Here is a 21,581-nt window from a genome sequence, read left to right as displayed (position 1 = left end):
GGATTCTGGCGGGGCGGGTCTCGTCGCCTAGCATCGTGGCGTGCCGACAACCGCCGAGACGACGACCGAACCACCGGCCCCGGCGTCGAGACCGAGTCGATTCGCCTTCGGGAAGGCCGGAGGCCGGTCGGGACAGTTCGCCACCACGCGCATCGTCGCGATCGTCACGGGTCTGCTCGGCACACTTCTGGCGATCCTCACCCCGCTCCTGCCCGTCGAGCAGGACGCCGCGTCCGTCACCTGGCCGCAGGACGGCTCGTTCACCAGCGTCGAGACGCCCCTCGTCTCGTACAACCCGCTCTCGCTGTCGGCCACCGTCCCGTGTTCCGTTCTCGCCGACGCCGCGCCGGGCAGCCTGGTGCTGTCCACCGTTGCGCCGCAGTCACCGGACGCCCGGCGCGTGGGCCTCGTGGTCACACGGACCGACGCCGGCGACGTCACCGTCGTGCTGCGCGACCAACTGCTGCTCTCGGTGCCCGCGGACACCGTGGCCGGCTGCGATGCACTCACTCTCACCTCGACGCCGGAGAGCACCACCGCGGCGGTCGGCGATCTCACCGGCACGGCCCCGGGCGACGTGCGCCCCCAGACCGTCGGGGTGTTCAGCGACCTGACCGGATCCGCACCGGCCGACATGTCGGTACGCATCGACGTGGACTCCCGGTTCTCCTCCTCACCGTCGACGCTGAAACTGCTCGCGATCGTGCTGGGATCGCTCCTGGTCGTCGCGTCGCTGGTCGCACTGCACCGGCTCGACGACGCCGACGGCCGGCGCGCACGGCGGTTCTTCCCCCGGCACTGGCTCCGGGTCACCGGCGTGGATGCCGTGGTCGTGGGGACGCTGCTGCTGTGGCACGTCATCGGCGCCAACACCTCGGACGACGGATATCTGCTCAACATGGCGCGGGTCTCCGAGCACTCGGGATACATGGCCAACTACTACCGGTGGTTCGGCGTGCCCGAGGCGCCCTTCGGCATGCCGTACTACGACATGCTGGCCGCACTGGCCAAGGTGTCGACCGCCAGCCCGTGGATGCGCCTGCCCGCGCTGATCGCGGCCGTCCTGTGCTGGCTCGTCATCTCTCGGGAGGTCATCCCGCGCCTCGGTCGCGCGGTGCGCACCCGACCGGTGGCCGTGTGGACGGCCGGTCTGGTCTTCCTGGCCTTCTGGCTGCCCTACGACAACGGCCTGCGTCCCGAGCCGATCATCGCGCTCGGCGCTCTGCTCACCTGGTGCTCCATCGAGCGCGCGGTCTCCACCGGGCGCCTGCTGCCCGCGGCCGTGGCCGTGGTGATCGCCGCCTTCTCCCTCGCTGCCGGACCCACCGGCCTCATCGCGATCGCCGCGCTGCTGGCCGGCGCGCGCCCGGTCATCCAGATCGTCGTCCGTCGGCGCCACGCCGTCGGACTGCCCGCGCTGCTGGCCCCGATCCTCGCGGCGGGCACCGTGGTGCTGTTCGCCGTGTTCGCCGACCAGACCGTCGCCTCCGTCCTCGAGGCCACCCGTGTCCGATCCGCGGTCGGACCCAACGTGAAGTGGTTCGACGAGCGGTACCGCTGGGACGCTCTGCTGAACATCGCTCCGGACGGGTCGCTCGCCCGCCGCTTCGCCGTCTTCGCGATGCTGCTGTGCCTCGTGACGTGCCTCGTCGTGATGCTGCGCCGCGGCGGCCGAATCCCGGGAACGTCGACCGGTCCGTCCCGCCGCATCCTCGGCATCGTCGCCGGAGCCCTTGCCCTCATGATGTTCACGCCGACCAAGTGGACGCACCACTTCGGCGTCTACGCCGGGCTCGCAGGGTCTCTCGCCGCGCTCGCCGCCATCGCCGTGATGTCGGCGACAGAGCGTTCACCGCGCAACCGGACTCTGTTCACGGCCGCCGTCCTGTTCCTCACCGCGCTGGCGTTCACCGGGTCCAACGGGTGGTGGTACGTCTCGAGCTACGGCGTGCCGTGGTTCGACAAGCCCCCGTCCATCGCCGGCAAGGGCTTCGCGACGCTGCTGCTCGGGCTCACCGTGCTGACGCTGGCGTACGCCGCATGGCAACACTTCCGCGCTCCCTACGTCGGCGCCGAGCCGGCGCGGACCCGGCGTTTCAGCGGGGCCTCGCTCACCGTCGTGGCCGGCCTCGTGGTGCTGTTCGAGGTGTTGTCCCTGCTGAAGGGCGCGGTGTCGCAGTACCCCGCGTACTCGGTGGCCCGGTCCAACGTGAACTCGATCCTCGGTCAATCGTGTGGCCTGGCACGCGACGTCCTGGTGGAGACCGATCCGAACGCCTCGATGCTCCAGCCGCTGAACCCGGAGCCGGGCGCCGACCCGCTCGCCGGGACCGACAGCGTCGGCTTCACCCCGAACGGCGTCGCCGGCGATCTGAGCGCTGATCGCGAGAGCTCGGGTGCGACGGGCGGAGCCAACTCGGTCGACCCCTCGGACACCGATCAGCAGGCCACCGCGAACAGCGCGGGCACCGGGGGCGGCACCACCGCCGGCACCGGCGTCAACGGCTCGCGGATCGCGCTGCCGTTCGGGCTGGACCCCGCGACCACGCCGGTGCTCGGCAGCTTCGGCTCCGGTGACGCCGCACCGGCGAGCCTCACGTCCGGCTGGTACGCGCTGCCCGACGCCGCGCAGCGAGACTTCCTGTCCGTCACTGCCGCGGGTCGTATCCGCTCGGTCGACACCGACGGCATCGTCACCCCGGGGCAGAGCCTCGAGGTGGAGTACGCCACGGTCGGGGTGGACGGTGCCGAGGAGATCCTCGGACGCGTCGCACCCATCGACATCGGCCCGCAACCGTCGTGGCGCAACCTGCGGGTCCCCCTCGACCAGGTCCCGCCGACCGCCAACGCTGTGCGACTCGTCGCCTCCGACGAGGATCTGGCGGGCGACCAGTGGCTCGCCGTCACCCCGCCGCGCGCACCGCGGACCACTGTTCTCAACGACGTCGTCGGGTCCACCGACCCGGTGCTGCTGGACTGGTCCGTCGGACTCGCGTTCCCGTGCCAGCGGCCGTTCGACCACCGCTACGGAGTCGCCGAACTGCCGGAGTGGCGCATCCTGCCCGACCGCAACGGGGCCGAGTCGACCAATGCCTGGCAGGACTCCGTCGGCGGCGGCCCCCTGGGCTGGACCGGACTGGTCCTGCGCGCGGAGACGGTACCGACCTACCTGGCGGACGACCTCCGTCGCGACTGGGGATCCCTCGAGCGCTATCTGCCCCTCGACCCGGACGCGGTGGCCGTCGAACCCGACGTGACCACGTCGTCGCGTTCGGGCATCTGGTCGCCCGGACACATCAAGTACCAGTAAGTAACCAGCGGGTGCAGCAACCGGATCACGGTCGCATAACATCGGGAGCCGTGCCCGACGCCCTCACCTCTTCGCCGACCGCGCCGACACCTGCCGGCCCGGATCGCTCGGTGGACGTCCGACAGCAGTACCGCACCACCCGCCTCGTGGCGATGGTGGCGGGGGTTCTCGGTGTTCTCTTCGCGATTCTGACCCCGTTCCTTCCGGTCACGCAGGACGACGCCGTCGTCCAGTGGCCGCAGGACGGCACCGTCGACAGTGTCGATGCACCCCTGATGTCCCAGGTGCCGGTCTCGATGTCGGTCTCCATCCCCTGCAGCGCCGTCGCGGACGTGCCGGCCGCGGGCGGCATCCTCCTCTCCACCGCGCCGCCGCAGGGCGAGGGCGCCGCGCTGAACGCGATGTTCGTCCGCGTCGGCGAGAACACGGTCGACGTCCTCGACCGCAACGTCGTGATCGTCTCCGCCCCACGCTCCGAGGTGCAGTCGGCCGTGTGCGGGGCGATCACCTTCACGTCCACCATCGATGCCACGTCCGCGTCGTTCGACGGGCTCGTGGACGCACAGGGCAATCCCCGCGCGGGTCAGCTCGGCGGCGACCTGCGGCCTCAGGTGGTCGGCGTCTACTCCGACCTCGCCGGCAGCGCCGCGCAATACCCGGGCCTCGACGTGTCGATCGCCGTCGACTCCCGTTTCTCGTCGTCGCCCACCGTGCTCAAGCTGCTTGCCATGGCCGCCGCCATCGCCTGCACGGCGCTCGCACTGAGTGCGCTGGCCAGGCTCGACGGTGTCGACGGCCGCACCCACCGCCGCTTCTTCCCCGCGCACTGGTGGAGGGTCACCGGTATCGACGCGGTGGTGGTCGGCGCGCTCGCCGGCTGGCACTTCTTCGGCGCCAACACCGCGGACGACGGGTACCTGCTCACCATGGCCCGCGTCTCCGAGAACGCCGGCTACATGGCCAACTACTTCCGCTGGTTCGGTGTCCCCGAGGCGCCCTTCGGCTGGTACTACGACGTGCTGGCCGCGTTCGCCAAGATCTCCACGGCGAGCCCCTGGATGCGCCTGCCCGCGCTGATCGCCGGCATCCTGTGCTGGCTGGTCATCAGCCGCGAGGTGGTCCCGCGCCTCGGGCGCGCGGTGCGCGTCAACTCGGTCGCCGTCTGGACCGGCGGACTGGTCTTCCTCGCCTTCTGGCTGCCGTACAACAACGGGCTGCGTCCCGAGCCCGTCGTGGCCCTCGGCGCCCTGCTCACGTGGTGCTCCGTCGAGCGCGCCATCGCGACCGGACGGCTGCTCCCCGCCGCCATGGCAGCGCTGATCGGCGCCTTCACCCTCGCCGCCGCACCCACCGGCCTCATGTGTGTCGCCGCGATCCTGACGGGCATCCGGCCGCTGGTGCGCATCGTCGTCAAACGGCACCGCATGGTCGGGACGCTGCCGCTGCTGGCACCCATCGCCAGTGCCGGCGTGCTGGTCCTCATCGTCGTCTACGGGGACCAGACCTTCGCGGCGGTCCAGGAGTCGACGCGTGTGCGCACGCTCATCGGTCCGAACCTGCCCTGGTACAACGACTTCCTGCGGTACTACTACCTCTTCGTCCAGACGGTCGACGGATCGGTCGCCCGCCGCTTCGCCTTTCTGACCATGCTGCTGTGCCTCTTCACCACGGTGTTCGTCCTGCTGCGGCGCAAGCGGATCCCGGGCGTCCCGTCCGGTCCGGCGTGGCGTCTCATCGGTGTCGTCTTCGGCACCATCTTCTTCATGATGTTCAACCCGACGAAGTGGACCCACCACTTCGGGGTGTACGCCGGCATCGCCGGTTCGCTCGCGGCGCTCACCGCCGTCGCGGTCTCGGCCAGTGCACTGCGGTCGCGGCGCAACCGCACCGTCTTCGTCGTCGGTCTCGCCTTCGTTCTCGCACTGTCGTTCTCGGGCATCAACGGGTACTGGTACGTCTCGAGTTACGGCGTGCCGTGGTTCGACAAGGTGGTCTCGGTCAAGGGGATCCAGTCCAACACCGTGCTGCTGATCCTGTTCTTCGCCGCCGTCGGACTCGCGGCATGGCACTATCTCCGCGAGGGATTCGCTGCGCCGCAACCGAAGCCCGGAACCGAACGCGGGCGGCGCATCCGCAAGTTCGCGGCCGCGCCGCTCACCGTGGTGGCCGGGTTGCTCGTCCTGTTCGAGATCCTCTCGCTCCTCAAGGGTGCCGTCTCGCAGTACCCCGCCTACTCGCTCGGTCGCTCCAACGTGCAGGCGTTGGCCGGCAACAGCTGCGGACTGGCCGGGGACGTCCTCGTGGAGTCCGACCCGAACGCCGGTGTGCTGTCGCCACTTCCGGGACCGGTGGACACTGCCACGGGCCCACTGGGCGGCGCCGAGCCCGTCGGCTTCACACCCAACGGCATCCCCACCGACCTCAGTGCCGACGCCGTGGAGGTCAAGCCCGGACAGGGCAACACCGACCAGCAGTCCGTGGGCGCGTCCTTCGAGGAGGGCCAGTCCTCCGGTACCGCGGGTGGTGTCGGCGCCGCCGGCGTCAACGGCTCCACCGCGCGCCTGCCCTTCGGGCTCGACCCCGCCACGACACCCGTCCTCGGCTCGTACCAGACCGGGGTGCAGACACCGGCCTACGCGACGTCGAGCTGGTACGGCCTCCCCGCGCGCAGTGACGACGCGCCCCTGGTGGTGGTCAGTGCGGCCGGCCGCATCTGGTCCGAGAACCAGGAGACCGGCGAGAACACGTACGGTCAGTCGCTCCGCGTCGAGTACGGCATCCGGCAGCCGGACGGCTCGGTGCAGGTCCAGGGCGACTACCTCCCCAAGGACATCGGCCCGGCACCGTCGTGGCGCAACCTGCGCATCCCGCTCGACGAGCTCTCCCCCGATGCGGATGCCGTGCGTGTGGTCGCCAACGATCCCAACCTCACCGGTGACCAGTGGCTGGCCTTCACGCCGCCCCGCGTGCCCGTGGTCGTCCCGCTGCAGGAGGAGATCGGCACGACGCAGCCCGTCCTGCTGGACTGGGCCGTGGGGCTGCAGTTCCCGTGCCAGCGTCCGTTCGACCATCTCGACGGCGTCGCCGAGGTGCCGAACTTCCGCATCCTGCCCGATCGCGGGTTGGCGGTCTCGTCCACCGACACGTGGCAGGCCGCGGAGAACGGTGGCCCGCTGGGCTTCACCGAGATGCTGGCGACACCCACCACCGTGCCGACGTACCTGAACCACGACTGGGGACGCGACTGGGGTTCGCTCGAGCGCTACGACAGGTTCGATCCGAGCGCGTCCGCAGCGACCGTCGAGGTCACCGAGCAGACCCGGAGCGGGCTGTGGTCGCCGGGGACGCTGCGGGTCTACTAGACGGCGTTCGTCACCCCGTGGGCTCCGCCGGCGCGATCGGCGACGGATGTGAGCACGAGTTCGGCGCGGGGACGCCGTCGAAGCGGTCCTGCAACCAGTCGACCGCCACCAGGCCGCCGACCTTCGCCGTGTCCTGGTGTGCCACCTGGCCGATCCAGGCGACGTCGGACTCGGGAGACGGTGCGGCGCAGGCCGTCCGGGCCAGCAGCGCCGTCGTGTTCGGGAGGACGACCGTGTCGGCGAGGCTCTGGACGACGAAGAGGGGTATGTCGACGCGCGAGAGGTCGATGGTCTGATCCGCTGCGGCGGCAGCCCAGTCCGGGTTCTGCATGGGGTCGGAGTCGAAGAACTGCTCCCCCTCGGCGCGCTCGAGCAACAGTTCGGGCAGTTCGTCCGTGATGCACCCGTCGGCCAGCGACCGGTAGCGCGACATCGCCGCGTCGCCGAGCACCCCCTCGAGCGGCAGGTCGGGATACACGACCGGCCACGAGACCGCGACGCTGGGCCCGATCCCCCACGCCACGAACGTGTTCCACTGTTCGGAGAACAGCGGACCCAGCAGCGCCGCGGGCGCCGCCGCCGCCGCGCCCACCGACCGGAGCTCGGGCGCGTAGTCGGCGAACATCGCCGTGCCGATCGCCGCGTGACCGCCCTGCGAGTGCCCGAACGTGGCGTACACCGAACTCGCCTGCGCCGGAGCGTGATCGCGCGCCGCCCGCACCGAGTTCAGAACGTCCTGCGCCTCGCTGCGGGCGATCAGATAGTAGGTGTCACCGGCGGTGCCGAGGCCCGTGTAGTCCGTCGCCGCGACGACCCACCCGCGCGCCATCACGGACGGCAACCAGTTCGTGAAGTCCAGGGTGTCCATCGTCGGGTGGTACCGCCGCGACGGGGTGCACTCGTCTCCGAAGCCGAGCGTGCCGTGAGACCACGCCAGAACCGGACGCCCACCCGGCGGCGCCGGTGCCGTCGGCACGATGAGCATTCCGGACGAGACGGCGGGCGACCCGTCGGGACGCTGGGTGCCGTAGAGCATCCGGTAGGCCGTGCCGCCGGGCACGTCCAGATCGTCGATCGGCTCGATGCGGATCAGCTCGCCCGGCGCGGCAGGCGTGTCCGGTGACTCGTAGAACGACGCGATCGACTCCTGGAACCGCGCATCGTCGCGAGACGTCGTGGACGACCGCGTGATCACCACCGCCACCACCGCGGCCACCACCAGCACCACGACCGCTCCGACGCAGGCCAGGACGACCACGGTCCGTCTCATGGCAGCACGATAGCCCCGGCGGAACTAGATCGGGAACAGATGCTGCTTTCTCGGTCGCGGTTCCTTCGCCTTGTCGCGCAGGATGTGCAGGGCCTTGCGGATCTCGAGACGCGTGGTGGACGGCTCGATCACGGCGTCGATGTAACCGCGCTCGGCGGCCACCCACGGCGTCGCCACGTGCTCGTTGTAGAAGTCGATGAATCCCTGACGGATAGCCGGGGCGTTGTCGCCCGCCTCGGCCAGCTGCTTGCGCGCCATGATCGACACCGCACCCTCCGCGCCCATCACCGCGATACGTGCTGTGGGCCAGGCGAAGTTGATGTCGGCGCCGAGCTGCTTCGACCCCATCACCGCGTATCCGCCGCCGTACGACTTGCGGATCACGACGGTGACCTTGGGGATCGATGCGCACACGTACGAGAAGATGAACCGGCCACCGCGCTTGATGACGCCGATCTTCTCCTGCTCGAGCCCAGGCAGGAATCCCGGTGTGTCCGTGACCAACACGAGCGGGATCTCGAAGGCGTTGCAGATGTTGATGAAATGAGACGCCTTGTCGCTGCTCGCCGCGTCCAACGCGCCGCTGAGGTGCATCGGCTGGTTGGCCACCACTCCCACCGGACGACCGTCGACGCGGGCGAACCCGACGATGATGTTGGACGCGGTCTGTGCGGTGAGTTCGTGGAAGTCACCGTCGTCGAAGATGCGCAGCAGGATCTCGTGCATGTCGTACCCGGCGTTGTCCGAGTCCGGCATGAAGGTGTCCAGCGAACGATCGTCGTCCGTGATGGTCGGCTCGAGACCGGGGTTGATGACCGGGGGCTGCTCGTGGCAGTTCGACGGCAGGTACGACAGGTACTTGCGCACCCACTCGAACGCTGCCTTCTCGTCCTGAGCCACGTGGTGCACGTTGCCGTACTCGGCCTGCTTCCGGGCACTCCCGAGATCGTGGAGGCTGACGTCCTCGCCGGTGACGGACTTGATGACGTCCGGGCCGGTGACGAACATGTAGGCCTCTTCGGTGGCCACGATGATGTCGGTGTTGATCGGCGCGTACACGGCGCCGCCGGCGCACTTGCCCAGGATCACCGAGATCTGCGGGCACATGCCGGACAACGGTTCCTGCCGACGACCGAGCTCCGCGTACCAGGCCAGCGACGTGACGGCGTCCTGCACACGCGCGCCGCCCGAGTCGTTGATACCGACGCACGGGCAACCGACGTCCGCCGCGAACTCCATGATGAGCGCGACCTTGCGGCCGAACATCTCGCCGACGGTGCCGCCGAACACGGTCTGGTCGTGCGAGAACACGGCGATCGGTCGGCCGTCGACCGTGCCGTGGCCGGTGACCACGCCGTCGCCGTACAGCGAGTCCTGGTTGCCGGGCGCGCGGACGAGGGCGCCGATCTCGACGAAGGAACCCGGATCGAGCAGCATGTCGATGCGCTCGCGCGCACTCGGAATGCCCTTCTTCGCGCGCTTGGCGATGGCGACGTCCCCTGCGGGTTCCCGCGCCACCTCCAACTTCTCGCGCAGTTCGGCCAGCTTGGCGGCAGTGGTGCTCACGTGTGCGACTCGCTTCCCTCCGGCGTGATCGACGCCGAAATGTCTCGCATCTTGCCCGTCAGATCCGCGGCGATCGCGCGGATGTACGGCTCGTCGATCACCGCGAGGTGGTCACCGCCGATGTGCACGATGTCCAGATTCGGTGCGAACGGCGCCCAGCCGCCGTGCGGCTCCCGCTTGCCGAGTCGAGGCTCGAGCGCGATGGCGTCGTCGTGGTACTTGTCCGCCATGTAGAGCGTGACGTCCCCGTCGTAGTGCTGGGGCCGGGCGGTCTGGATCGCGCGGTTGTCCAACCAGGACGTGCGCTGGTGCTCGATGATGCCGCTGGGGATCTTGGCGCTGCTCATCTTGACCATGTCCATGATGATCTTGATCTGGCCGTCGTCGTCGGCCTGTGCCAGCTTCTCGTACGGCAGCGGGTAGTCGACGTTGTAGAGCTTCTTGCCCACCTGCGCGTAGCGCTTCCAGCGGAGCTCGATCTCCTCCGCGGTGTCCGGGATCGGCTCGTACGGCATGACGGTGTCGATGAGCCCGACGTAGCGCACGTCGGCGCCCTCCTCGCGGAGCATCGTCGCGACGGCGTACGAGAGCACACCGCCGAGGGACCAGCCCATCAGCACGTACGGCCCGTCGCCCTGGATCTCCCGGAGCAGGGGCAGATACTCGCGGGCGCGATCCTCGATCGGTCCCTCCGTGCGCTCGAAGCCGTACATCGGCGTGTCCGCCGGGAGTCGCTTGAGCAGCGGCTCGTACACGACGCACGAACTGCCCGCGGGATGGAAGACGAACACCGGCACCGCGGTGGAGCCCTCCGGGCGAGCGCGCAGCGTGCGCACCAGTCCGGTGACGTCGCCCGACTCGAGGAACGGCCGCACCACGTCGGCGAGCTGCTCGATCGTCTCCGAGTCGAGGATGTCGTCGAACGTGATCTCGCCCTTCGACCGCTCACTCAGACGCTCCGCGAGCTTCTCGGCCGTCGGATCGTCCAGCACGGGAAGGGGATTGAAGATGCCCTTGGCGGACTGCCCCGTCACGACGGCCCACGTCGCAAAGGTGAGGCGCTCCGCGGCGTCACGCGGTGCGACGTCCGTCCCGGTCGCCTCCGCGAACGACTGTGCGTCGCCCACGTCGGTCACCGCGTCGGACACGGGCGCCTCGAACGCCGTCGCCGTGGTCGGGCCCGCCTGGCCGCTGTCGGATCCCGGTACGGTCTCGTCGACCGCCGTCTCGGGCTCGGCGATCACCGGATCCGGCTGTGCGACAGGGGGTTCTTGCTCGGGCGTCTGATCGGCGGCCTGCTCGGCCGTGCGCTCGCGTTCCTGCTGCTCGGCGAGCGCCGCGACCTCCTCGCGATTGTCCAGCGCGTAGCGGAGGTACTTCTCCACCTCACGCAGGCTGGCGTCGCGCACGGCCTGCAACTGCACCTGGGGGATGTCGAACTCGAACTCCACGCGGTTCTTGATGCGCACGGCCATCAGTGAGTCGAGACCCAGTTCGATCAACGGGATCTCGGCCGGCAGATCCTCCGGCGCGTACCCCATCGACTCGGCGACGATGATCGCGAGACGATCCTCCATCGTCTGGGTCCCGTTCGGGATCCAGCGATCGCCGAAGTCGTCGACGACCTCGGGTTCCTCCTCCACGAACGGAGCCGCCGCGGCGGAATCGCCTGCGGGAGCCAGTGATCCGACACCGCCCGCCGCGGTGACCACGGCGTCGGCGACCGGCACGAAGAGGGTGCCGTCGTTCCAGTGCACCTGGAGGGACGCACCGCCCGGATGCGGGGTGAGCGTGGTGGTGAGCGAACCGGTGGTGGGCACGGGGCGCTGCGTGACCACGGCGCCGACCGTCACGTCGCCCAGCACCTCGCCGGCGAGTGTCGACACCAGATCTCCGATGGCGGACACACCGGCCACCGGTGTCTCCCAGACGACGCGGCCGTCGGGCAACGCGACTCGCGCGCCCCCGGCGCTGCCGCTGCCCAGGTGCACCGCGGCGTCGATCCAGTGGTGTTTGCGCACGAAGGCGGTGCGTGGCGGTTCCGCGTACTCGCCGGGCCCGAACAGACTCGACAGCGTCACGGCATGGCCGTGCACGTAGAGGTCGGCGAGTGCGGCGAGGAACGTCGCGGGCTCGCTCTCCTTGCGCTTGAGCGTCGCGATCAGCGTCGCGTCCGGGACACCCGTCGCCCAGGCCGTGGCGGCGACGGACATCAGCGCCACCGGATTGGGCGACAACTCCACGAAGGTGGTGTAGCCGGCATCCACGGCCAGCTTGACCGCCTGGGTGAACCAGACGGGATGGCGCATGCCCTTGGTCCAGTACTCGACACCGTGGATCGGCTCGTGACCCGCGCGGTAGAACGCTTCCCTGTCCACCGACGAGAACACCGACACGGCGAGTGGGGTGGGCTCGATGCCTATCAGTTCGGCCGCGAGCTCGCCCAGCAACGGATCGACGGCCGAGGTGTGTCCGGCGCCCTTCACGTCGAGGATGCGGCCCATCTTGCCGAGCGACTCGGCGTACTCGACCAGCTGTCGCACCGGCTCGGCCGGTCCGCCCACGGTCGTGTGCGTCGGCGCTGCGTACACGCTGGGCTCCACCCCGGGGAAGCGATCGGTGAGGTCGGCGACCTCCTGCGCGGAGAACTCCACCAGCGCCATCGCGCCGGCCTCGGCGTCGCCGAGACCTTCCTGGCCCTCGCCGAGCAGTCGCGAACGCGCCACGATGATGCGCACCGCGTCCTCGAGGTTCAGACCACCGGCGGCGTACGCGGCGGCGACCTCACCCATCGAGTGGCCCACCACCGCGGTCGGCGCAGCGCCGTACGCACGCAGGGTCTCGACGAGCGCCACCTGGATCGCGAAGATCCCGACCTGCGAGTTCTCGAAGTCGTACGTGAGCGAGTCGTCCGAGACGATCGCCCGGATCGAGTACCCGGACTCGTCCTCGATGAGCGCGTCGACGCGATCGAGCGCCGCGGCGAACAGCGGCTCGGACGCGTAGAAGTCCTTCGCCATCTTGCGGTGCTGCGCACCGAAGCCGGAGAACACCCACACCGGGCCGTTGGACGCGGGCGCGTCGGCGGAGAACACGCCGGGGCCCGGCTTGTTGTCGGCGACGGCGCGCAGTCCGGCGACGGCCTCGGCACGCGTCGTGGCGAGCACGACGGCGCGGGAGCGCCCGTGATTACGACGGGCGAGGGACCGACCGAGAGCCTCGAGGTCCGTGGTGCTGCCGACCTCGGACTCGATCCAGTCGGCCAGATCCGAGGCCGCACGACGACGGCGCGACGGCATGCTCGCCGACACGGCGAGGAGAACGGGTCCCGGCTCCGGCGCCTCCTCGGACTCGGCCGGAGACGCCGACACACCCGCGAGTACCCGCTCGATGTCCGCCGGCGTCTCCTCGGGAACGCCCACGGGCTCCCCGATCAGCGCTTCCGGATCGACCGCTGTCGAATCGAACTCCGGCGAATCGAACTCGGGTGCGCCGGCAACGCTCGGTGCCGACGCGGCGGGAACGTACTCGCGGACCACGACGTGCGCGTTGGTGCCGCCGAAACCGAAGCCGGAGACACCGGCGATGGCGGTGCCGGAGTACCGGGGCCAGTCCGTCGCGGTGTCGACGACGCGGAGCCTGGCCGCGTCGAACGGAATGTAGGGGTTGGGTCCGGCGTAGTTCAGGGACGGCGGCACCTGGTTCTCGCGCATCGCGAGGATCACCTTGATGAGCCCCGCGGCGCCCGCGGCACTCTCGAGGTGGCCGAAGTTCGTCTTCGCGGAACCGAGCAGCGCGGGCTTGTCCGCGTCGCGTCCGCGGCCGACGACGCGACCCAGTGCATCGGCCTCGATGGGGTCGCCGAGGATGGTACCGGTGCCGTGCGCCTCGATGTAGTCGACGGTGGTGGGCACGATGCGGGCGTCGCGGTAGGCGGTCCGCAGGACGTCGGCCTGGGCGTCCGGGTTGGGCGCGGCCAGCCCGTTCGAGCGACCGTCCTGGTTGACCGCGCTGCCCGCGATGACCGCGAGCACGGTGTCCCCGTCGCGCTCGGCGTCCTCGAGACGCTTGAGCACCACCAGGCCGCCGCCCTCCGAGCGGATCATGCCGTCGGCGTCCGACGAGAACGCCTTGATGCGGCCGTCGGGTGCGAGCACGCCGGTCTGCCCGAATCCGAGCGTCGCGGCGGGCGAGAGCAGCATGTTCACGCCGCCGGCCAGGGCCAGGCTCGACTCACCGGTGCGGAGGCTGCGCACCGCCTGGTGCACGGCGACGAGGGACGACGAGCACGCGGTGTCCAGCGCGACGGACGGCCCGCGGAAGTCGTAGAAGTAGGACACGCGCCCCGCGACGACGGCGGTCGACGTGCCGGTCAGTGCATAGGGGTGCGGGTCGGGATCGCTGACGGCGATCATCTGGTAGTCGTTGGTCGACGTGCCGATGAAGACGCCGACCTGCGTGCCCTTGAGTTCGTTGGCCGGAATCCGCGCGTCCTCCAGCGCTTCCCACGTGAGCTCCAGCGCGAGGCGCTGCTGCGGGTCGACGTTGGCCGCCTCGCGCGGCGACATGGCGAAGAACTCCGCGTCGAACGTCTTGACGTCGTCGAGGTACCCGCCGCGGGTCACCGTCTTCTCCACCGCCTCGGCGATGGCACGGTCGCCGAGGAACTCGGACCACCGGCCCTCGGGCAGATCGGTGATGCCGTCGCGTCCGCCGGACAGCATGTCCCACATCTCGTCCGGCGTGTGGCCGGCACCCGGGAAGCGGGTGGACACGCCCACGACGGCGATGTCGTGACTGTCGTCGGTGGTGCCGGACAGGTAGAACGCGTCGTCGGTGGTGCCGCTCTCCGACTCGGGCTCCCCGTCGATGATGCGTGTCGCGAGCGAGGCGATCGTGGGGTGCTGGTACGCGACCGTGGCCGTCAGCGTGACGCCGACCAGATCCTCGATGTCGCCGCTCAGCGCGACGGCGTCGCGGGACGCGAGACCGAACTCCTCCATCGGACGGTCGTCGGAGATCTCCGAGACGTCCTTGCCGGTGGCCTCGGCGACCCAGGCGCGGAGCCAGTCCCTCAGCTGCGCGACGGTCATGTCGCCCGCCTGCGGGGCCCCGGCGTCACCTGTCGGCTCCGGTGCGGACGTCGTTGTCTCTTCTTCAGCCATCAGCTCGCCAAACTACCCGCGTCGGGTGATCAGTCTTCGGGATTGTCGGGGAACGCCGTCTGCTGGTAGCCACCACGCAGCGTGCCCTCGATGTACGCCGCCTTGCAGGCCCGACGCGCGATCTTGCCGCTGGACGTACGCGGGATCGAACCGGCGGGAACCAGGAGGATGTCGCGTGCCGTCACGCCGTGGCGAGTCGAGATCGCCGCACGCACGGTGTCCGCGATGGGCTGCGGATCCGCCTTGCCGGCGCCCGGCGCCCGCTCGGCCACGATGACCAGCTGCTCGGACGAGTCACCCGGGTCTCGGGTGAGTCCGGCGCCGCCGTGCTCGAAGACGAAGTCGGGAAGCTGGTTCGCGGGCACGGCGAAGGCCGCCACGAAACCGGGGCGCAGCGCCGTGCTCGCGTCCTGGGCGGATGCCTCGAGGTCCTGCGGGTAGTGATTGCGGCCGTCGACGATGACCAGGTCCTTCACGCGACCGGTGATGTAGAGCTCGCCGTCCACGTAGACACCGAAATCGCCGGTGCGCATCCAGTTCGCGCCCTCGGCCGCACCGTCGGCGTGGCTGTTCTCCGTCTGGCGCGAGACCAGCTTGTTGTGGAAGGTCTCCGAGGTCTCCTTCTCCCGACCCCAGTAACCCTTGCCGATGTTCTCGCCGTGCAGCCAGATCTCACCGACGTGCCCGTCGGGAACCTCGGACGCGGAGTCGGCGTCGACGATGGCAGCCCACTGGCTGCGTGCGACGTAGCCGCACGACACCTGCGGAATGGAGTTGGGCGTTCCCTCGGCGACCTGGACGACACGTCCGGAGTTGAGCTCCGTGCGGTCGACGTGGATGACCTTGGCCTCGTCCGAGTGCTTGGTGGAGGAGACGAACAGTGTCGCCTCCGCCATGCCGTACGACGGCTTGATGGCCGTCTTCGGCAGTCCGTACGGCATGAACGCGTCGTTGAACTTCTTCATCGACGTGGTGGTGACCGGCTCGCTGCCGTTGATCAGGCCGATGACGTTGGACAGGTCCAGCGACTCGCCGTTCTTCGGCAGGCCGCGCTGTGCCGCGTGCTCGAACGCGAAGTTCGGTGCAGCCGCGAACGTGCCGGCACCGTCGGACACGGCGGCGAGTTCCTTGATCCATCGCCACGGCCGCTGCACGAAGGCACGCGGGCTCATGATGGTGATGTACTTGCCGCCCAGCGCCGGCAGGATCACGGTGAGCAGGCCCATGTCGTGGAACAGCGGCAGCCACGTGACGCCGCGCGAGTCGTGGTTCAGCTCGATCGCGTCGACCATCTGCAGGGCGTTGACGCCGACGGCGCGGTGCGTGATCTCCACACCGGCCGGCACGCGGGTCGATCCGGACGTGTACTGCAGGTACGCGATCGCGTCGATGTCGGTGGGCGGCTCGGTCCAGGTGGCGCCGACGCTGTCCGGGATGGCGTCGACCGCGATGATGCGGGGGCGCTGCGCCGCGGGAAGAGCGCGGAAGAACTGGCGTACACCGGCGGCCGAGTTGGTCGCGGTGAGGATCGCCGACGGCGAGCAGTCGTCGAGCACGGCGTGCAGGCGGTCGCTGTGTCCGGGCTCGTCCGGATCGAAGAGCGGTACCGCGATGGTGCCCGCGTAGACGGCACCGAAGAACGCCACGACGTAGTCGAGGCCCTGCGGAGCGAGGATCGCCACGCGGTCACCGGGCGACGTCACCTGCTGCAGGCGCGCGGCCACGGCGCGCAGACGGGCACCGAACTGCGACCAGGTGAGCTCGTGCACCTCACCGTCGCGCTCCCGCGAGTAGTCCACGTAGCGGTAGGCCAGGTCGTCGCCGTTGTCCGCGACGTTCTGCTCGACGTGGCGGACCAGCGTCAGATCCTCGCGGATCACGATGTTGCCGGTGTCGTCGACGAAATCGTCGAACGAGTTACTCATCATTCTCTCCTCCGAAGCAGTGCGACACCGCCGGCTACACGACACCGCCCAGTTCTGATGTGGGCGCGGTCTGCTGGATGCACGCGCTCGTTCTCGAGCGTCGTCATCTTACTCACCGGTAAGTCTCACCGGTCCCGCTCACCGATCGTGACAGCGAGAACCACAAGCATGGTACAGACCCGCCGAGCGACGACCGTCATTCTCCCGCCAGCAGCGGAATGACCGGAGCGAAGGCGTCCATCTGCGTCGGGAAGACACCGACGTACGACATCGTCGTCCGGGCCCGCACGTTCCGGATCTGGTCCGCGATCTCCTCGAAGCTCCCGATCGCGATGTACGGCGACTCCAGGATCTGCTCGACGGTCAGACGGGTGTCGACCTCCATGTTGGGCGGGAAGCCGTTGTCGAGCGCACCGATGACCATCTCCGCCGTCTGCTCCCGATCGTCCGAGATCAGGATGGTCGTGATGGTCCAGTTCAGCTCGATGTCGGCGAACCGGTCGCCCGCAGCGGCGCGGATGAGCTCGACGCGCTCGATGCTCTTCTCCATGGTGATCTCGGACAGCTTGAGCTTGCCCTCGCGCGTGGTGCTGGGGACCAGGGAGATGATGTCGGCGTGCTTGGCTGCCATCGCGAGCATCTTCGGGCCGCCGCCGCCCACGGCGATGGGAGGCCGGGGGCCCTGGCGCGGCCGCGGGCTGCCCTGCAACCCGTTCACCTGGTAGTGCTTGCCCTGGAAGTGGCACTCCTGCCCACGCATCAGGGTGTCGAGAATGGTGAGCGACTCGTCGAGCTTCTCGATGCGCACACCGGGGCTCTCGTAGGCGATGCCCGCCTTGTCGTACTCCTCCTTGAGCCAGCCCGCACCGATGCCCAGCTCGAGCCGTCCGCCGGAGATCTGGTCGATGGTCGTCGCGTCCTTCGCCAGCACCGCCGGGTGACGGAAACCGTTCGCGAGGACTGCGGTCCCGAGGCGGATCTTGTCGGTGGCGACGGCCAGCGCGCCGAGCGCGGCGATGGGGCCGACCTGGTTGCCCAGGTGGTCGGGAATCATGAAGCTGTCGAAACCCAGCTCCTCCGCCTTCTGCGCCAACTTCACGAAACGCCGTGCGCCGCCCTCGTCCGGGTTGCCCTCACCGCCTGCCGCGAAGCGGAACGTGCGCAGTGGCGCAGTGGTGGCCGCGGCGTCGGCAGAACTCATGAATTTTCTCTCCTGCAGCGTCGAGGGAAGGTGCGGTGGCCGGAGTCGAAGCCGACTCGCCACTCTAACCGTTACCGGCTCGAGACCAAAGTTGCCCCGCGCAGCACCTTCCGTCAGCTGTGAGCAGGCGTCGGAGCCGACGCGACGAGCCCCGCCGCCCAGTTCGCCGTCCACTGTGTGGCGGTGGTGCCGGCGTCGTCTACGACGTACCGAGCGTAGTTGCCGTGCACCGGATTACCCGCCGCACCGGCCAGTGCGGTCAGCGACGACGGGATGTTGCGGAGCGACATCGCCTCGGGCGGCGCCGCGCAGATGAGGTCGCCGGGAGCGCAGATCGAGAAGGTCCGATCGGCGAGCGCACCGAACCCACCCTGGCGGGCACCGGTCATGGTGATTCCGGGTACGTCGAGACCGCCGAGAGCCACCTCCGCGCCCACGCCGTCCACCGGCGGGCCGATCTGCTGCGCGCTGGTGCCGTCGCGTCGGCCGTCCGCGATGACGGTGACGCCGAGGACTCGCTCCGCCGGAACCGGACCCGCCCCTGCGCCGATCGACGCGGCGAGATCGCCGACGATGACTGCTCCCTGCGAGAACCCTGCGAGCACGTAGGACGTGAGCGGGCACTCCGAGGACCGCTGCGCCAGGATCTCGTTCGCCTTCGCGGCGCCCTCCGACCGGCTGACGTTGTACGAGGCCTGGCCGTCGGGCGGGAACGCGATGGGATTGGAGAACTGCGCGACGTACGGAACCGTGTAGACCTCGGCGCGCTCGGGGCCGAACTGCTGCTGCAGCGGCTGAGTCACGTTCAGCATCAACGAGATCGGGTTCGCGGTGGGAGCGTAGGGATCGTCCGCCGCGTTCGACTCCCACGTGCCCGGCACCGAGAGCACGAACACGTCTGGGCACGACGCCGGCTGCGAGGTGGGCGGCTCGGCGCCGGGAACCTGCGGCTCACCGGGACCGGGTGTCGTCAGTCGACCCGCGAGCAGGTACCAGAGCAACAGCAGGACGAGGACGACGACGAGCGCGACCGCGAGCAGGACGAGCAGTGTGCGCGCCACCGAACGCCGACGCGGCGGCCCGGGCCGACCGGATCGTGTCACGAGGCGCCGCCTATCCGCAGTACGTCGAGCGCGCGACGTCGACGTACGTCTGTGCGGTCCGCGACGCGTCCTCGGCGCTGATGGTCGCACCGGACGCCGACGCCTCGGCACCGACGTTCGCGGTGACGAAGGTGAGGACCTGGTCGTCCGCCACACCCTCGGACTGGGCGGCGCAGATGTAGCTCGCCGTGCCGATGGCGATGTCGCCGTTGCCGGCCACCGTGACGCCGCGGGACTTCAGAGCGTCGAGGAACGCGGTTCCACGGGCGTCGATCGGCACCTCGGTCGGGCCGGGGAAGCCACTGGGCACCGGCTCCGCCTCGTCGGGAGCGGTCGCCGCCGCGCCCGGACTCGTGGTCGCACCAGGCGAGGTCGACGTGGCGGACGCGGACGTGGAGGTCGGCGCCTCCGTCGTGGTCGCAGCGGCGGTGGCGCTCGACGTGAGGGACGGCGTGCTGCTGGCTGAGGAGTCGTCGCCGCCGCACGCGGTGAGCAGAGCACCGGCCGCGACGGCCAGCATCACGGGAGCGACGGTGGTGGCGAACCTCGAGGTCACGAAAACGTCCTTACTGTCATCGGGGCACGGCAACTGACAGCGGACGGTACCGGCACGGTCTGAGAGGACTCTGTGTGCGGCAAGGCCGGAGGCCGGCCGCGGGGCGAAGTCCCACCGTGTCGGCACCGCCCGGTGTCGGGTCAGGGAACGATCTGGACGACGCCGTCCCGCACCGTCACGAAGCCGTTCTGGAAGTTCTGCTGGACACCGCCGGGGATGTCGAACTGATCGCTGGTGACGTATCCCAGGCGACCGTTCTCGTACCCGACGCTCTTCCACGCGTCGAATATCTGGCCGTTGAGGATGGACCACGCGCCGGTCGCGGGCGACCAGTAGATGTTGCCGCCCTGGAACTCGGTGAAACGACCGCCGTCACGGACCGGGACCTCGTTGGTCTTCGCGAAGCCGAGGGCCCCGTTCTCCCACCCGAGCTGGCCGTACTTCTCCATGATCTTGCCCATCACGGCGTGCGTACCGGTGTCGGGCGAGAAGTACATCGCACCGATCTCGAAGCCCTGGACCGCACCCGGCTTGTTCGGGGTCTGCACCTCGTCGCGCAGCGGGTAGCCCAGCGGCCCACCCTCGTAGCCCTGGCGGGCCCACTCGTCGAGAATCGCGCCGCGCACTGCGTGCGCACCGGTCTGCGGGGTCCAGTAGACCATTCCGTTGCGGAACGAGTTGTAGCGTCCACGGCCGTCCGGGGTTCCGAGCTCACCCGACAGCGGCATGCCCAGTGCGCCGGCCGGACCACCGTTGGCCGCGTACGCGCCACCGATCGCACCGGCGACGACGTGCGTGCCCCCGTCGGAGGAGAAGATGCGACCGAACCGGAAGTCCTGTGCCCGCCCACCCGCGACGTCGTACTCGGAGGTGAGGCAGTCGCCGAGCCATCCGTTGGCGCTCGCGGTGCCGCCGATGTTCCCGCCGACGCTGCACGCGGGCTTGTCCACCTCGACGCCGAGGGCGGTGGCGATCTGCGGCCATGCCTGGCGGAGCTCGAACTGCCAGTACTGCCACGAGTGGGTTCCGGACGGCCGGTAGTTGATCGAGGCCGGGATGCCGAGCTTGTTGAGCTTGGTCGCGAAAGTCTGCGACGTGAGCCGCGACAGGATCTCGAGACCCATGCCGGCGTAGTTGGTGCTGATGCCGGGGATGTCGGACTGCTGGTCGTACGGTCCGGCGGTACCGCTGCCGCTCGAGACGTACAGGCTCATGCCCTTCAGCTTCTCCGCGAGAACGTACGGGTCGTGCTGAGCCCACAGCTCGCTCGACGGCACGCCCCACATGGCACCGGCGTCGAAGCCGCCCGCGTCCTGCATGGCGTACCCGATGGCCTGCGGCATGCCGAGCGTCGTGGTGCTGAGGATGCCGGAGAACGATCCGGCGAATCGGAAGAAGCCCGGGTTCCGCGCCGAGAGCGTCATCGCGGCGGTGCCGCCCATGGAGAGACCGGCGACCGCGCGCGTCTGGTTGGAGCGCCAGTCACGCTCGAGAATGGGCGGGAGCTCCTTGGTCAGGAACGTCTCCCACTTGTAGTTCCGGCCGTTGTTCTGCTCGGCCCAGTCGGAGTAGAAGCTCGACTGACCGCCGACGGGCAGCACGACGTTGACGTTCTTGTCGGCGAACCAGGACTCGGCGTCGGTCTCGGCGGTCCAGCCGTTCTCGGTGTCGGTCGCGCGCATGCCGTCGAGCATCCACACCGACGGGAACGTGGCCTGCGGGTTCTTGTTCCAGTCCCGCGCGAGCAGCAGCTGCACCTGGATCGGGACTCCCATGGACGGCGAGTTCACCCACACCGCGACACGGCGGTCGGTGATCCAGTCGACCGCGGACACGGTGGCGCCGGCATCCGCCTGCGCGCGCAGCGGCGCTGCCTGGACAGGTGCCGCGTGGACCGGAGACGCGACCGCCGTGGCGGCCTGGCCCCCTGCGAGCGGAAGAACCAGCGTGACCGCCAGGGCGGACAGGATCCGCGCTCTCCGGCCGTTCGGAACTCGCATGTGTGGGACTCGCTTCCTCGAAACGTCAGACTGTGCGGGGCCGTCGGCGTGCCGGAGAGGTCCGGTACGTCGAGAGTGCCGCCGATCTTGTTCTACACGGTCACGACGACGGTCTCGGGGAGA

At 69.7% G+C, this 21,581-nt stretch carries 10 protein-coding genes; 2 read left to right on the top strand and 8 right to left on the bottom strand.

The features are described from left to right. Nucleotides 1-40: 40 nt before the first annotated feature. Nucleotides 41-3,310 carry an arabinosyltransferase domain-containing protein gene (locus ASG69_RS18410; RefSeq protein WP_082544388.1) on the top strand — a complete coding sequence of 1,090 codons (3,270 nt, stop codon included), beginning with the start codon at nucleotides 41-43 and terminating at the stop codon, nucleotides 3,308-3,310. A 50-nt stretch (nucleotides 3,311-3,360) separates the two neighbouring features. Further along, nucleotides 3,361-6,672 carry an arabinosyltransferase domain-containing protein gene (locus ASG69_RS18405; RefSeq protein ID WP_056443116.1) on the top strand — a complete coding sequence of 1,104 codons (3,312 nt, stop codon included), beginning with the start codon at nucleotides 3,361-3,363 and terminating at the stop codon, nucleotides 6,670-6,672. Nucleotides 6,673-6,682: 10 nt separating this feature from the next. On the opposite strand, the gene ASG69_RS18400 is transcribed toward ASG69_RS18405, so the two are convergent. The 8 genes from ASG69_RS18400 to ASG69_RS18365 form a co-directional block, all read right to left on the bottom strand. Then, complete coding sequence (locus ASG69_RS18400; RefSeq protein WP_056443112.1) at nucleotides 6,683-7,942, bottom strand: lipase family protein; 1,260 nt, start codon at nucleotides 7,940-7,942, stop codon at nucleotides 6,683-6,685. Nucleotides 7,943-7,966: 24 nt separating this feature from the next. Beyond that, complete coding sequence (locus ASG69_RS18395) at nucleotides 7,967-9,508, bottom strand: acyl-CoA carboxylase subunit beta (RefSeq protein WP_056443109.1); 1,542 nt, start codon at nucleotides 9,506-9,508, stop codon at nucleotides 7,967-7,969. After that, a complete protein-coding gene (pks13, locus tag ASG69_RS18390) occupies nucleotides 9,505-14,673 on the bottom strand; it encodes a polyketide synthase Pks13 (protein ID WP_056443107.1) in 5,169 nt (1,722 codons plus the stop codon). Before pks13 ends, ASG69_RS18395 begins: the two co-directional genes overlap by 4 nt. 29 nt (nucleotides 14,674-14,702) lie before the next feature. Further along, on the bottom strand, nucleotides 14,703-16,598 hold the full coding sequence (gene fadD32, locus ASG69_RS18385) for a long-chain-fatty-acid--AMP ligase FadD32 (RefSeq protein ID WP_027507279.1): 1,896 nt from the start codon (nucleotides 16,596-16,598) through the stop codon (nucleotides 14,703-14,705). 196 nt (nucleotides 16,599-16,794) lie between these two features. Continuing rightward, nucleotides 16,795-17,799, bottom strand: a complete 1,005-nt coding sequence (locus ASG69_RS18380) for an LLM class F420-dependent oxidoreductase (RefSeq protein ID WP_027507278.1) — start codon at nucleotides 17,797-17,799, stop codon at nucleotides 16,795-16,797. Between the two features lie 113 nt (nucleotides 17,800-17,912). After that, the gene (locus tag ASG69_RS18375; protein ID WP_081821493.1) at nucleotides 17,913-18,902 is read right to left on the bottom strand and encodes a cutinase family protein; all 990 of its coding nucleotides are present in this window, start codon (nucleotides 18,900-18,902) and stop codon (nucleotides 17,913-17,915) included. Nucleotides 18,903-18,912: 10 nt separating this feature from the next. Continuing rightward, complete coding sequence (locus ASG69_RS18370) at nucleotides 18,913-19,458, bottom strand: DUF732 domain-containing protein (RefSeq protein ID WP_027507276.1); 546 nt, start codon at nucleotides 19,456-19,458, stop codon at nucleotides 18,913-18,915. Nucleotides 19,459-19,598: 140 nt separating this feature from the next. Beyond that, on the bottom strand, nucleotides 19,599-21,458 hold the full coding sequence (locus tag ASG69_RS18365; protein ID WP_056443104.1) for an alpha/beta hydrolase-fold protein: 1,860 nt from the start codon (nucleotides 21,456-21,458) through the stop codon (nucleotides 19,599-19,601). Nucleotides 21,459-21,581: the final 123 nt, after the last annotated feature.

Source organism: Rhodococcus sp. Leaf225, assembly GCF_001426145.1.
Taxonomy (GTDB): Bacteria; Actinomycetota; Actinomycetes; order Mycobacteriales; family Mycobacteriaceae; genus Rhodococcoides.
This window is presented reverse-complemented; position numbering and strand designations above follow the sequence as displayed.